21 protein-coding genes are annotated in these 13228 nt (G+C 64.0%); 7 read left to right on the forward strand and 14 right to left on the reverse strand.

Features of this window, described 5'->3' with window-relative positions; translation table 11 throughout:
• Both V3328_RS06910 and V3328_RS06915 read left to right on the forward strand, forming a co-directional pair.
• On the forward strand, positions 1–345 hold a 345-nt coding region (locus V3328_RS06910; protein WP_340328901.1), incomplete at its 5' end, for a hypothetical protein.
• A 231-nt stretch (positions 346–576) separates the two neighbouring features.
• The gene (locus V3328_RS06915) at positions 577–939 is read left to right on the forward strand and encodes a hypothetical protein (RefSeq protein WP_340328902.1); all 363 of its coding nucleotides are present in this window, start codon (positions 577–579) and stop codon (positions 937–939) included.
• A gap of 240 nt (positions 940–1179) precedes the next feature.
• Here V3328_RS06915 and V3328_RS06920 read toward each other — a convergent pair whose 3' ends face one another.
• From V3328_RS06920 to V3328_RS06940, 5 genes are all read right to left on the reverse strand, one after another.
• Positions 1180–1809, reverse strand: a complete 630-nt coding sequence (locus V3328_RS06920) for a HupE/UreJ family protein (protein ID WP_340328903.1) — start codon at positions 1807–1809, stop codon at positions 1180–1182.
• Positions 1784–2383 (reverse strand): HupE/UreJ family protein, encoded by a 600-nt coding sequence (locus V3328_RS06925; RefSeq protein WP_378758932.1) that lies wholly within the window; start codon positions 2381–2383, stop codon positions 1784–1786. The genes V3328_RS06920 and V3328_RS06925 overlap by 26 nt, the downstream gene beginning before the upstream one ends.
• Positions 2384–2677: 294 nt before the next feature.
• Positions 2678–3256 (reverse strand): hypothetical protein, encoded by a 579-nt coding sequence (locus V3328_RS06930; protein WP_340328904.1) that lies wholly within the window; start codon positions 3254–3256, stop codon positions 2678–2680.
• 374 nt (positions 3257–3630) lie between these two features.
• The gene (locus V3328_RS06935) at positions 3631–4287 is read right to left on the reverse strand and encodes a hypothetical protein (RefSeq protein WP_340328905.1); all 657 of its coding nucleotides are present in this window, start codon (positions 4285–4287) and stop codon (positions 3631–3633) included.
• A 488-nt stretch (positions 4288–4775) separates the two neighbouring features.
• Positions 4776–5135 carry a response regulator gene (locus tag V3328_RS06940; protein WP_340328906.1) on the reverse strand — a complete coding sequence of 120 codons (360 nt, stop codon included), beginning with the start codon at positions 5133–5135 and terminating at the stop codon, positions 4776–4778.
• A 506-nt stretch (positions 5136–5641) separates the two neighbouring features.
• Between V3328_RS06940 and rnk the strand changes: the two genes are divergently transcribed.
• The 4 genes from rnk (at position 5642) to V3328_RS06960 (ending at position 8985) form a co-directional block, all read left to right on the forward strand.
• Positions 5642–6091 carry a nucleoside diphosphate kinase regulator gene (gene rnk / locus V3328_RS06945; RefSeq protein ID WP_340328907.1) on the forward strand — a complete coding sequence of 150 codons (450 nt, stop codon included), beginning with the start codon at positions 5642–5644 and terminating at the stop codon, positions 6089–6091.
• A 136-nt stretch (positions 6092–6227) separates the two neighbouring features.
• Positions 6228–6758, forward strand: a complete 531-nt coding sequence (locus V3328_RS06950; protein WP_340328908.1) for a GreA/GreB family elongation factor — start codon at positions 6228–6230, stop codon at positions 6756–6758.
• 85 nt (positions 6759–6843) lie between these two features.
• On the forward strand, positions 6844–8220 hold the full coding sequence (locus tag V3328_RS06955) for a hypothetical protein (protein ID WP_340328909.1): 1377 nt from the start codon (positions 6844–6846) through the stop codon (positions 8218–8220).
• Positions 8221–8664: 444 nt separating this feature from the next.
• On the forward strand, positions 8665–8985 hold the full coding sequence (locus V3328_RS06960; RefSeq protein ID WP_340328910.1) for an HNH endonuclease: 321 nt from the start codon (positions 8665–8667) through the stop codon (positions 8983–8985).
• A 97-nt stretch (positions 8986–9082) separates the two neighbouring features.
• Here the strand turns inward: V3328_RS06960 and V3328_RS06965 are convergent, their stop codons facing one another.
• From V3328_RS06965 to V3328_RS06985, 5 genes are read right to left on the reverse strand one after another with little or no spacing between them, the layout of a single operon-like run.
• Entirely contained in the window at positions 9083–9415 is a 333-nt protein-coding gene (locus V3328_RS06965) for a hypothetical protein (protein WP_340328911.1), read from the reverse strand.
• Positions 9416–9431: 16 nt separating this feature from the next.
• Positions 9432–9635, reverse strand: a complete 204-nt coding sequence (locus V3328_RS06970) for a hypothetical protein (RefSeq protein WP_340328912.1) — start codon at positions 9633–9635, stop codon at positions 9432–9434.
• Positions 9607–9852, reverse strand: coding sequence for a hypothetical protein (locus tag V3328_RS06975; protein WP_340328913.1), 246 nt, complete (start codon positions 9850–9852; stop codon positions 9607–9609). The genes V3328_RS06970 and V3328_RS06975 overlap by 29 nt, the downstream gene beginning before the upstream one ends.
• Complete coding sequence (locus V3328_RS06980; RefSeq protein ID WP_340328914.1) at positions 9852–10148, reverse strand: hypothetical protein; 297 nt, start codon at positions 10146–10148, stop codon at positions 9852–9854. Before V3328_RS06980 ends, V3328_RS06975 begins: the two co-directional genes overlap by 1 nt.
• Before the next feature lie 21 nt (positions 10149–10169).
• The gene (locus V3328_RS06985) at positions 10170–11093 is read right to left on the reverse strand and encodes a peptidoglycan-binding protein (protein ID WP_340328915.1); all 924 of its coding nucleotides are present in this window, start codon (positions 11091–11093) and stop codon (positions 10170–10172) included.
• A 168-nt stretch (positions 11094–11261) separates the two neighbouring features.
• Here V3328_RS06985 and V3328_RS06990 point away from each other — a divergent pair, with 168 nt between their 5' ends.
• The gene (locus V3328_RS06990) at positions 11262–11564 is read left to right on the forward strand and encodes a hypothetical protein (protein ID WP_340328916.1); all 303 of its coding nucleotides are present in this window, start codon (positions 11262–11264) and stop codon (positions 11562–11564) included.
• 1 nt (position 11565) lies between these two features.
• Here V3328_RS06990 and V3328_RS06995 read toward each other — a convergent pair whose 3' ends face one another.
• The 4 genes from V3328_RS06995 to V3328_RS07010 form a co-directional block, all read right to left on the reverse strand.
• On the reverse strand, positions 11566–11733 hold the full coding sequence (locus V3328_RS06995) for a hypothetical protein (RefSeq protein ID WP_340328917.1): 168 nt from the start codon (positions 11731–11733) through the stop codon (positions 11566–11568).
• A gap of 135 nt (positions 11734–11868) precedes the next feature.
• The gene (locus tag V3328_RS07000; protein ID WP_340328918.1) at positions 11869–12636 is read right to left on the reverse strand and encodes a hypothetical protein; all 768 of its coding nucleotides are present in this window, start codon (positions 12634–12636) and stop codon (positions 11869–11871) included.
• Positions 12636–12920: a hypothetical protein gene (locus V3328_RS07005; protein ID WP_340328919.1), complete on the reverse strand. Its 285-nt coding sequence runs from the start codon at positions 12918–12920 to the stop codon at positions 12636–12638. Before V3328_RS07005 ends, V3328_RS07000 begins: the two co-directional genes overlap by 1 nt.
• Complete coding sequence (locus V3328_RS07010; RefSeq protein WP_340328920.1) at positions 12917–13222, reverse strand: hypothetical protein; 306 nt, start codon at positions 13220–13222, stop codon at positions 12917–12919. Before V3328_RS07010 ends, V3328_RS07005 begins: the two co-directional genes overlap by 4 nt.
• Positions 13223–13228 lie beyond the last annotated feature (6 nt).

Below are 13228 nucleotides of genomic sequence, written 5' to 3' on the forward strand. Positions count from 1 at the left end.
CGGGGCCCCGCCCGCACCCGCGCCCCGGAGGCGGCGGACCAGACGCTGGGCATGGCACTGATGTCGGCGAACGTTTCCTATGGATGCAACCACGGTTACGGCTCAGGTCTCCTCGGCCTAAACTCACTGGGGGCTGGCGCGTGCGTGGTGACTTTCGACAGGGACATTCGCCGCTGCACAGCCGTGGCCAGCCTGGGACTATCGTTGATGGCATCTACGGCGCCGGAATCGATCCTGGCCTATGTCAGTGCTGATCACGGGGATGCCGTGATTGTGGAAACCCGGGACGTCGATGGCGACTATGCCGATTACGCTTTTTCAGTCCTCGTCTTCTGCGCGCAGTAGTCACATGGCGGAACCGGGCGCGGCGACGTATCCGCCGCGCCAACGAGGACTCGCCCAGACCTTTCGTCGACAAGATTACGGCCTGCCGAAGATCGGCTGACTGCCGAGGCCGCCGCGCAAGTTGTTATGCGGACCTTCCAGGCAGCTCGATGCCGCGAATAAGGACGGTTTCGCCCGACATGAGTCGGCACAGTCTGTTCTCGTCTCGGTCGCGGCCTGCTATGAGGTCGCATGGCTTCCCCCTTCGAACCGCCCTGGCCTGTCGTCGAACGCGCCGAGTGCTATACAGTCGAGAGCGCGACGGGTCAGATTCTCGTCTACATTTATTTCGAAGATGAGCCCGGCCGGCGCGGCGCCACGGGGCGGCTGACGAAGGACGAGGCGCGTCGGCTTGCCGCGAACGTCGCGAAGCTGCCGGACCTGCTCGGCGCCTCCGCACCGGACGGCCGCCTCCGCGCTCCGCTCGAGGCAGCGCTGGCCGCCGTCGACGTCACGGCGCCGGCGACGGTCGTGTACCCGCTCAAGCTGGCGCTCGATGCGCTGGACGCCGAGCCCCCCACAAATGACAAAACCGCCGCCGACGACCGGAAGTGACCCCGGCCGCCGGCGGCGGCAATCGTCCTCGCCACGGAGGCCGGCAGGGAAATCAGTAAGGGGCGCCCCTCGCGGCGCAGGTATTCCAGCAGCTTTTCGACGGCGTCCATGCGCCGGTCCTGCTCGGCGTTGCGCTGCGTGGCGAAGGCCTGGATGCCGCCGACGCAAGTGCCGGCACCAGCTACCAAGGCACGCCACGGTGCGCCGACAACGTCTCCCCGCAGATCCCTGCAGTCGATTCTACCGAGGAGTCAGCGCCAGAGCGGCCATTGATATGGAAATCGTGGCGATCCAGGCTGCAATGATTCTCACCGCAATCAGCGACCATTCATGGTCGAACCGATCCCGAAACCAGCAGATCCCTCCGACCACCGCCAGAAGTATGTAGTTTGCGCCGACAAGGCCTCCGCAGGCCGTGATGATCATGTCGCGAACCGGTCCGGGGTCAGGGGCCGAAGAGACGCCCACCAGGGCTCCTGCCAGTGCGGACAGCAGGATTTGGATTGTCTGAACGCCGGATGGGCGAAGAGCAGCCAATCCCGCCGCCACGAAGCCGATCGCCATAAGCGCCGGACTGACTCTTGCGTCCTGATAGCCCAGCAGGCCGAAGCAAATGCCGACAATCGCGACTGTCGCGAAGACGAGCCATGATCGGCCGAACCATGGTTTCGGGGCCAGCCCGCACATGACACTCAAGGCGAGAAGCGCCAGGAGCTGGTCAAATGATATCAGCGGATGCAGGAAGCCGCTGTAGAATCCCATGATGCCGGGCACGGCACCATGGGCAAGTGCAGACTGAGGAAGAAGAGCGGACGCGACAACGAGCCCGGCTACCGAGAGTCTCTCACGCAAAGCCGAACAGGAAGCCAAGGCCGAAAAGGGAGATGAGTCCGCCCGCCGTCCGTACTGCGTATTTGCCCGCTGGCCAGCGGAGTAGCAGACCGAATGCGATGCCGATCAGGTGGAGCATACCCGTCGCCAAGACAAATCCGATGATGAAGGCGAGCGGGTTGGCAGATTGCGGCAGCTCGGTCCCATGAGCGTATCCGTGAAAAATCGCAAACCCGCCGACGATAATGCAGGCGATCCAAAGGGGCAGCCGAATCGCAAGCAGAATGAGCAGGCCGAGTACAATCGCCGACGCCGCGATGCCGGTCTCGATGCCGGGAATGGGCACTCCGGCGATACCCATAACGGTGCCGATTGCCATGACGAGCGGAAAGACGATCGGCAAGAGCCAGATCGCCGGCGCACCCAGGAACGCGCCCCACATTCCCACGGCAACCATTGCGACAACATGGTCCCATCCCAAAATCGGATGCGCGAAGCCGCTGACGAAACCACCCGACATCCCGGTTCCGGTGTGCGCGTTTGCGACTTCCGGCGCCAAACTGATCGCGATTACGAAAAATGATAGCAGTAGAGTACGAACAATGCGGACCAAGAACCCCTCCCCCGACGGAGACGCCACGCCAACTGATATCACAGGCGAGTCGTGGGCCCAACATGACGTTGGTCGTGATCTTTAGGGGTGATAGGTCAATGCCGGCACGTGTGGCCGACTTCTTCCTCGATCCGAAAACGCAATGCGAACAAATATTTGCGTCTTTAATCAATTGTCCGACAAACCGTGAACAACGCCGGAACATCCGCGGGAGCCCCGATATAGGAGATGCGCCGCCCGACTTTGCAGATCGGGCAGCGCAATTTTGCTCAGACGCCTTGACCTAGGGAACGGTCACAACGAAGGCGACATCGTCCGAGAGTTCCGGCACCCCGCCGGGGAACTTGTAGGTCCGCACTTCGATGAAACGCTTGGCTTTCGGGCAATGGCCCGCGCCTGCATAGTAGAACGCGAGAAGGTCGAAACCCGACGAGGCGCCCACTCGACGGTCACGTTGGCAATCAGCCTTTGGGCATTGATGTTCTTGCCATCCAGCGTCTTGGGAATCTTGACGCAATAGACGCCGGTGCTGGGATGCGTGACCGTGTTGATGTTCTTCGCACGAACGATCCCGCCGCCGTAGTACACCGCAAATCGTGCATCGACGACATTCGAGAAGGAAGAGGCGGGCCCGGAAAGTTCAGCACCGTCGGAGCCGGCATTCGTGCCGTCCGCTTGCGCGGCGGGCACTCCAAAAACGGCGAACATGGTCGCCAGGGCAAGTGCCGCACAGAATGAACGGCGGGCGTTGCCGAAAATGGTTCTGCAGACAGATAGCATTTCGAGTCCCTCAAGGTTGAGATTGGTCCCGAGGCGAATTAGCTCGTGATTTTGTTTCAATGCCATGTCTGGGCAGTCGCTGAAGTGTTTCAATTCGGCAGTCGTCGTCTCGATGGACTGAAGGCTGGCACGGAGGCGACGGTGACGTTCCGTTCGGTCGCCACGAACAAGACTTCGGCGCAACGTCCTCACCAAAGATTCGTCTGCGGGTCGGTTCCTTGTCGCCGTTGCCATGATCTGACCCGAATCGGCTGGCGGACTGACGTCGCGCGCTTGGCCAACTGGCGTGCCGCCCCTGCGGTCGAGTGAGGCCCCTCTGGTCGGCCGCAGGGGCCGTTCCAACGGGCCTCGGCCTCGATATAGCGATGGCGGCGTTGCACGTTTCCGCACCATAGATGCTGGAAAAACAGCTGGCGATCCGATGAGACGGACCGTCATTTCTCCTGAGCGGCCCGGGCTTCAGGTTTTCACGGCCTGCCGAAGATAGGGTGGTCGCCAAGCCCACCGCGCAAGTTGATTTGCGGGCCTTCGGGGCAGCTCGACATGAATTCCGGGACGGATTGACGCGCGAAGGGCAGATTATTCCATCGGCGATCACCCGGTTTCGCCTGAACCATGTAGGCCCAATGGCTGAGGGTGTCACCCCCCTGGGTCACGTTGGTCATCTCGTTCACCATCGTCCATTCGCCGCGCTTCCTGACCATGGTGCCGATTGGATAGTTGACGACCGATCCGTCGTCGGCGTCGTACATGGTCATGAAGACGCGCCCTTCCGGCGTGACCTGGCCGAGCACGAACTGGCAGCTCGGCACAAGGGCCCGCGTGATCTTCACCACGACGGCGCCGGTCCAGTAGCCATTGAAGTAATCGGTGATATGGAACACCGTCTGGCCTTTGATCACCCCGAACGTGTTGTCATCGAGAAGATGCGCAACCGAATAGATGCCGCGCTGCGGCACGATCCAGTAGGTGTCCTTGAACCACTCCCAGCGATTGTAGGTGGATACCGCCTTGCCTGCCGCAGACGTGTCCGGCTCAGCCCGGCCGGATCCGGTCACCGCAACCGATGCGAGGCCTGCGATCCCGATCGCGGCGGCGATGCCTATCCATCGTCGTACCTGCATGGCGTTTCCTCCAAAGCGATTGCTTGAAACGAGTGGAGGCCGCAGAGCTGCGGTTCGCTCCTGACGCTACGGCATCTCTGGATAGCGGTAGTTCGACCGGAAGAGCCTGTCAACGGCGCGGGAGTCGCCGCGCCACCCACTTCGCACAACTGGTTGCCTGGCTCGAGGAGCGGGAGACGGCTCATCCATTCGTGACGATAATCGACAGTTCTATCGGGCGGCGCCATTAGATGCCGCGCATATGGAATGCGAGAAGCCCGCCATCGATTTCCCGGTGGGAAAGCGACAACGGGCTCCTGGCGGGGCAACTCCGGGACTTGGCGGGGATAAGTCCTGCGTCGTAAACGTAGCAGGCGGCGATTGGTTCCGAGCTGCGAATCGGCGCCGAGCGGGAGGCGGGGCGACTTGGCTGAACGGCTGCGAATTGCCGGGCGAACCTCAGAGCGGGCGCTGCCGCTATCGGAGATCGTCAACATCTTGTCGGGCACCTATGGCCTACGCGGAAGCAGCTGGGCGATCAACTCGCTCAGGTTGGCCAATGTATAGGGTTTGACGATCCGGGGCCGGTCGCGCCACATGCCGGGGTCGGCATCACCATCCACTCCCGTTGCAAAGCCGAAGGGTACGCCAAGGCTGTCCAGCAGTTCGCAAAGCGGGTCGGCGCGCTCCCCGTTCAAGACAAGGTTGAGCAGGGCGGCATCGGGACGGGTGTCGCGAACCAGCAACAGTGCTTCCTGAAGCGTTGCAACGGGGCCTAGCGGACGATAGCCGTGATCGGAGACGACGTCCGAAATTGCATCGGCGATCAAGAACTCGTCTTCGACGATAAGGATCGTGCCACCGGTCACATCGCGACTCCCACTACCCGGACAGACGGGAACGAATGATCGGTGAACCCGGCCGTAGGCGCCTGAAGTGGTACCTGCCCAGTCGCAAGGTAAGCCAGGGAGGGCCAGCGTCAATCAACTTCGTGCATTCCTTGCACACTCCTGCGCCGGCTACCTTCCTCCACCGTGTTTGCGTCCGCAGCCGGTCTCTTCACGCAACTGCTCGGTCGCCTCCTGAACGGCACCGCGATTAGGGGTCCCGGGCGCGCTTGACTTCGTCATCGCGTTGGCCCAACTCTTAAGCATGTTCGAGACCAAGCGCCGCCAGTTCATGGTATTCAGGGTGTGCCCCATCGCGGGCACTTGACCCCCGGCCAGGTCGCGTCGCGCCCCGGCCGCGGGGCATAGGCTGGTCCTCCGCCTGAGGCGGGACCCAAGCCGGACAGGCGACACCAACCCCAGACATCACCTGCCCCGCACGACGCCACTGATGCGTCTGCGACCGGCCAAGACAAGGAAGCTGCGAGATGGCTTCTGCCACTACGAAGAATCGCAAGCCGGCGATATCGTTGACGCGTTCCGACAGCGAACGGCTGTGGCGACTTGCCGAGTCCTGCGCGACCCGCAATCCAGACGTCGCGGAAGTCCTCTTTGCCGAACTGGAGCGGGCGCGCGTCGTCGACGACGCCAGGGTTTCCGGGGGCGTGGTGCGGATGGGCTCGACCCTGCGGTACACGAGCGATCTCGGCGAGGATCGACGTGTAACGCTCGTATTCCCGGGGGAGGCGGATATTGCCGCGGGCAAGGTCTCGATCCTGACGCCGATCGGGGCCGCGCTGATCGGACTGTCGGCAGGCCAGTCGATCGACTGGACGGGACGCGACGGACGCACCCATCGTCTCACGGTGCAATCGGTAGAGGCTCCTGCCCCGGAGGCCTCGACACCATCATCTGAAAATCTGCGGACGGCATCGTGATCGTTCCCTGGTGCCGCCTGTCGCTGTTCGGAGGTTGCCTCCTCGCAGGATCCTAGCCCCTGAGCCGTTCGCGGCCAGGGGAGATTCCAGTGCGCTTCACTGCAACCGCTCCGGACGGAGCGACGGGAGATCTGCGATGTCAAACGATACCTGCATGCTCAGCACCAAGGACTACACCATCCTCACGGTCATGCGTGACCGCTGCCGGGAGCGCGAAGCTCCGCTTGCCCGGATTCTCAGGAGGAAGGTCCAGTCCGCGGTCGTCTTGCTCCAGGAAGACCTTCCCCCCAACGTGTCCACGCTCAACAGCCGGGTAACGTTCAGCGTCGATGGTGGAAAGCGCGAAATGCGCATCCTGTCCCGCGACAGGATGGCTTCGCCGATCGGCATGATCTTGCCGATCACCACGCTTCGCGGACTGGCGCTGCTCGGGCTCGTCGAGGGCCAGGAGTTCGTCGTGACGAAATCCGACGGCAGCGAGGAACGGGTCACGCTGCACCACGTGTGCTACCAGCCGGAGACTGCACGGCGAAAGAGGAAGGCGATTGAACGGGTTGCCGCTTTGTCACAGCCGACACTGAGCCTTGTCGACAGTGTATGTCGCGACAGGCGGCCTGGCCCCACCGTCCCGGATGGGTACGACGACCCGGGGCCGTCGGCAGCATAGGGCTCCCGGCGCTGATGTGGGGCGCCGCATTGCCTGCCGGCCATGGCCGGGGTGTGCTGCTCCCCGGCCCCCGGCATCCGACGTGATGAAGCCGACGAACCGCCGGTATCGCAGGGGAACGGGGGATCCGGGCACCGGCCTCAGCGCTGGAGCAGCCGGGTTGTGGCCAGGCCCCTGCTTTACTATAGGGAACCAATTCGACGATCCCGAACTTGGTTGGGAGAAAATTTTGCCAAACCTCAATGTACATGCCAGTCGCGCCGCGGCAGTTCTCATTGCTCTGGTGTGCGTTGCCGGCCCTGCATTCGCCGATGCCCTGAAACCTGAATTCAGGGTGGACAGCTACACGACCGATGATCCGGCCGCGCGTTTGCAGGAACACCCCTCGACCGCGCCTCTCGCCGGCGGCGGCTTTGTCACGGCCTGGGGATCCTGGGGGCAGGCCTGCCCTGACGAGCCCACGACTTGCGGCTTCGATATATTTGCACAGCGGTTTGACGATCGCGGCCGAAAGGTCGGCCCGGAATTCCAGGTCAACACGGACATCGAGGACACTCAGATCCAGCCGTCTGTCGCAGGGCTTGCGGATGGCGGCTTCGTCATCCTCTGGTGGTCGCGTGGTGGAGACTGGATTCTGGGACAGCGTTACGATTCCAGAGGCAGAATGCTTGGCGGCGAGTTCGAGGTCGTTCGCGGCGTGCAACAGCGTCCTGCGGTTGCCGCGCTCACCGGCGGCGGCTTCGTGGTCGCCTGGACTGGAGAAGATCGGTCCCTCTACGGTGTTTTCGGTCAGCGCTATAACTGGCGTGGCAAGAGGGCCGGCCGGCAATTCCGCATCAATGCACACCAGACCCTGACCCAGTCTGGTCCGGCCCTGGCGGCACGAGCAGACGGCGGTTTCGTCGCGACATGGTCATCATACGGCCAGGCGGATCCTCTCGATCCGTTCAGCGCCGATGTCTATGCACGGCTCTTCGACCGGAAGGGCAAGAGAGCGTCGAGAGAACTCCGGGTCAATCGCACGATCGTCGGTCACCAGACTTCAATCGGCCTTGCCGCGATGAAGAACGACGAGATCATCGTGGCCTGGAACGCCCGTTCGGAAGACCAGACGGAAATTGTTGCATTGGCTCAGCGGCTCGACCGCCGAGGCCGGCGCGCCGGAAAGGAACGGTTGCTGAACGGACAGGGCATCGGAAGCCTTGCATCGCTCGATGGCACAGGGTTTGTCGCGGCCTGGCATCGGAATGACAAGGACGGATACCCCAAGGACGTCATGGTCCGCCGATATACGCGCAAGGGGCGGCCGGTGAGCCCCGCCGTCCGGATCAACGACTATGCTCTCAAGGGCGGGTGGAGTCTGTCGATTGCCGGGCTGGGAAAGCGCTCGTATGTGGGAATCTGGGCCTCGGAACATCCCAGGCATAAAGGCATCTTTGGCCGACGCCTGGTAAAGAGGTGAAGAGCCGGTAAGACGAACTCAGGGTGCGAAGCCGTCACGCCGGCACGGGAGGACAGAACGTGCCGAATCCTTCTCGGTCGAGAGCGCGACCGGGCAGGTGCTGACCTATGTCTGTTTCGAGGACGAGCTCGGACGTCGCAGCGCGACCGGCCGGCTAACTAAGGACCAGGCGCGGCGGCTTGCGGCGAATGATGCGGAGCTGCTCGGCGCCGATCGGTGGAGTTAGCGCTCCATTAAATCTTGTCCATGTTTGGAACATATCACGAACGCGCCATTTCAATGAGGCGATTCGCTTCTGTAAAACGTACCGATGCGGTGAGCCGGATCGCCAATAGGCAATTCGGCTCACCGTAAACCCGCCGCATGGGCTGGGCGGCTTTCGGTAGTTCGCAATCCGACATTGTGTCGGAACCCGTCGCCGGTCAAGCCCTTGCGGCCAGTCACATGAAAGGAAACATCATGACTGGACCTCGATTTTTGCCCGGGCTGTTCTCGAAATCGGAGCGGCGGCATCTCGTTTGGGAAAAGGGGGTCGTGGATCCCCGCCGAGATCGGAATATCTGGCGCCGCGATCACACAGGCGCGCTGATCATGTATAGCGAGTACGGAAATCGGGCCTCTCGATACGGCTGGGAGATCGACCACATCATCCCGGTCGCTGTCGGCGGCACTGATTATCTCTATAATCTCCGGCCGCTGAATTGCTTCAGCAATGCAAGCGCCGGCGGACTTCTGGGAACGGTACTGACCGGTCGGCGGCACTAAGCCCCCATAGAATCGACAAAGCCGCCGCCAGCGACCAGGGTTGCCCCCGGCCGCCGGCGGCGGCAATCGTCTATGGCCTTCAGGACCGCCAGGGAAATCAGTAAGGCGGGCGCCCCTCGCGGCGCAGGTACTCCAGCAGCTTCTCGACGGCGTCCATGCGCCGGTCCTGCTCGGCGTTGCGCTGCGTGGCGAAAGCCTGGATGCCGCCGACGCGCTCCTCCATCCGGTCGACCGATCCCTTGATCTCCACGGTGTCGAGCTTCACCGCGTTGAGGTCCGTCTTCACCGTGTCGATCGAGCTGGTCAGCCACCACATGAACGCCAGCATGACGGGGAACCCCAGCCCGGAGATGATCAGGGTAAGGATCTGCACCACGCCGCGCAGATAGGTGTTCTCGGTGACGGTCGAGGCGATGCGCTGTGCGTTCATGTCATTGCCCTTGCCTTCAGCCCGGTCGGTCCCAGCCGCAGCTGCGGATTCCGATTTCCTGCGTACGGGAAATCCAGCGCTGGTCGCGCGGTTCCGCGCCGCGCACTGCAAAGCCCGGATCGGTGAACAGCCGGCATTCGGCCTCGACGGTCGCCGGAGCGTTCGACACGCAGCCGGTCAGGGTCAGCGCGCTACAGATCGCAAGTGCCAGTTTCCACATTCCAGCGTCCCCCTTGGTCAAAGCAGGTGTCGACGTCGCCGATCGCACGCCGGGCGACATCCGCCGCCCGCGCGTTCTGCGCGGCCACGGCCGACATCGCGGTGTCGAAGCCGCGGCGATAGGCGCGATGGTCGAGATAGAAGCCGGCGACGGCCAGGAGCAGGATCACGCCCCCGATCCGGCCGACCGGCCCCAGCAGGATGGACACTGCGCCCATCACAGGTCTTCCGCGCGGAAGCGCCGGGCGAGGTTCGTCAGGATCCCCCAGGCAAACAGGAAGGCTGGGAACCACGGCTTATCGCCAAGGTAGGGCGCGAGGATCCCCGGATCGAAGTGCTGCACCGCTGCCAGCACGGGGGCGGCGATGATCTGCAGCCAACCGAGGCCGAGCGTCTCGCTGTCGAGCAGCCACCTGCGCAGCGGCGTGATGGTGTAAAAGGCGATCGCCGCCACCGCCAGGACGACGGCGACCGCGATCAGGACCGGCAGAGCGGCCAGAAGCGTCTGTAGCATGATGGTTCTCCTGTATGGGGATCAGGTCGGCACGCGTCGACCGGTGAACCGGCCCCGGTAGCGCCAGATCAGAAAGACGACGAGGATGAGGACGGCGACGCCGGCGCCCACCATCAGCGCCGTCCACAGCGCGTCCAGCGAGCCGGGATCGGCGGAGGTGGCGATGTCGGTGCCGCCGCCCGCCACGGCGCCGCCGCCGGCGCCCGTGGTGGTCGTGGTGCCCTGCGCCTTGCGGTCGAGCGCCCGGATCAGCGCGGCGCGCGTGGCCGGCCCGACGATGCCGTCCGGGGTCAGCCCCTCGGCCCGCTGGAAGGCGATCATCGCCGCCCGCGTCTTCGGCCCCGCCAGGCCGTCGATGCCGCCCGAGTAGTGCCCGAGCTTTGCCAGCTGCTGCTGGTACTCGCGCACCTCGACACGCCCCTGCGAGACCGAGGCGGGCACCGACGTAACGACGCCATAGTCGCCGGTCTCGATCAGCCGGGCCTCGTCGGCGCGGCGGCGCACCAGCCCGGCCAGCCTGCGGCCGTTCGCCGTCGTGCCGGTGACGCGCAGCAGCCGGGCGCATTCGGCGACGTTCCCCTGCGCCAGCGCCTTCGCCCAGCGCCAGTCCAGCGCGCCGGTGCCGCAGTTCATCGTCATCGACGACGAGCCATCGAACTGGTGCTGCAGCTCCGGCTTCACCTTGCCGGCGACCGCAGCGCCGTACTCCTCGTTGATGATCTTCTCGAGCAGCATCGCCGAGTCGGCCGCGGTGATCGTGTCGCCGAGGCGCAGGTCCCGGCCGTGCTTCCCCCGCCACCACGAGGCGAACACCTTCGATCGCATCGTGAAGCCATCACCGATGGTGATGACGCCGGCGGGGCAGCGGTAGGCGCGGAGCACCCTGCCCTCGCGCTGCGAAATGAAGGCGACGCCCCGGGGGGACGCCGTGCGGATAACGGTCATGTCGTGGCCTCCAATGAAAAAGCCGCCCCCACGGTCGTGGGCTGGCGGCTTGCGAGATGTTGGTACGTTTCGAGAACCGATCAGTCAGGAACGATGACTGACCGTCGCTGGATATATACGTAAGGTTGTATTACGCTACAGAAGCTACCTGATCGGGGAGAAAGGCCATTGACCTGCCAGGACGACACGGAAATCCTCAATGTGCTCGAACTGATGTTGGATTTCGTCGAAGCAGGACACTACGGAATTGGCGTCGGTGCTCAGGAAGAGCGCGCCGCCTCCATCCATTTGAAACTGAAGCGATATATCGAGGACAGCGTCAGGGAGGCGATCACAGCGGCCATGGCACAACCTCGCGACGCCCACGACCCGGTGGATATGACACCCGATTTGGTCGAACGTGTTTTCGGGAAGCCTGACCGACAGACCGATGGCGATATCGCCGCCCTTCAGGCGAAACCGGCCTCTTGAACTATCCGGCCTTCTTCGCTCCACCGCTCTCCAGTAGTGCAGCCCGGGCCATTTTCAGGAACCACGCAGCAAGAACTTCGCCGGTGCGGTCCGCCTCCTGCGCCAGGTATTCGATCATCGAGATCATGGCCGCCCTGCTCGTGATCTCCCGGATTTTACCTTTCGGCATTGCCCCCTCCTCACGCGCCCTTGTTGAATGCACGTGAAGATTGTACCTGATAACAGGATTCGCGGCATTCTCCTTTCGGCGAAGGCGGTCAGCAGAGCGGCCATCCGGATTGGCGGCACCCCCGCGAACCCGCCTTCAGGGTTTGGGGACCTGTCGCCGCATCAGATGTTCGGCGGCCGTCAGGTAGTGCGCGTGCAGCGCATCGAGCGCACTGAGATCGTCGGCCGGCATGGCTGCTTCGATGGCCTTGCGGACCGTCCGCATGCCGCGCTTCATCTTCGCGATCGCCGCGACCCGCTCCGGCCCGAGGATTTCCTCATCGGTCGGGGCCGGCTCAAGCCCGAGCCAGACCGGATCCGGCATGCCGAGTCTCTCGGCCGTCCAGCCCGACATCGAGCGCACGAAGGGCCGCAGTTCCGGCAGCTTCGACCGCCAGACGATTCGGTACAGTTCGGCGCGATCCGCCCCCCGGCCGGCCCAGGGTTCGACGCCGGTGTAATGCTGCATCTCCGGATCGATCGGAACACCCGCGAGCACGATCCGCTCGAAACCGAGTTCCCGCGCGACCTTGACAGCGTACAGGCCGACGGTGCCGCCGATCTCGGCCGTCGTCTTGTGGGCATAGCGGATCGGCTTGTGGACCCGCCGGAAGTGCACCCAGAGCTCCGGCGGCGTGTCGGGCTGCCGCTCCAGCCGCTGCGCGTACCAGGCCTCGATCTTGTCGGGATGCAGGGTGACGGCGTAGTCGATCGGCTCCGGCCAGTCGGCGATGATCGTGTTGCAGGCCATCACGGCGTCGAACTCGCACAGCGCCCGGGCGGCCGCGGCGTCGGCATGCACGCAGGCCGCGCCGCCGAGGATCAGGATCCGGCGGGGTTGCGCCGGCTTCTTTCGCTTGCCCATCAGTTCGGCCTGGCCGGCTTCGCCGCCTTGTCGTTCTTCGGCGGGATCACCTCGCCGTCCTTCGGCTGGAGGGACGCCCGCAGTTCGGCGAGTTCCTGCCGGTGCTGCTCGAGCTCCGCGCCGAGTTGGCCGATCGTCTCCTTGTGCTGCGCCTCCAGGCTCTTGTAGGAATCGATCAGGGCATAGGCGGAGGCCAGTTCGACCTCCTTGACGGCCATCCGCTCCGACATCTTCTTGACGATCGGATTGCTCAGCAGGTTCACGGGCTTGCTGTCGTCGCTCACAGGTTTCTCCTTTCGAGGGCGGCCTTGTAGGCGTCCAGTTTCTCAAGCCGCACCGGGGTCATCCGGGCGCGGGTGAAGGCGGGCTCCATGCCGTCGCGCGCCATCGACGCGGTAATGGTCTCGCGCCAGGCGTCGTCCAGCGTGGTCTCGTCTGTGACGACGCCGGCGCACGCCCGGCAGAGCTTGAGGTCGGGGATCGCCGTCTTGGTGCTGCGGGGCGCGAACTGGTGCCCCTTCGCCGGCACCTGCACGGCAATGGCGAATTCGGCCGCGTTGTTGCAGCCGTCGCGGTCACAGGTCATGGGGAA

This window comes from Microbaculum marinum (genome assembly GCF_037855135.1).
In the GTDB taxonomy this organism is placed as follows: Bacteria; Pseudomonadota; Alphaproteobacteria; order Rhizobiales; family Tepidamorphaceae; genus Microbaculum; species Microbaculum marinum.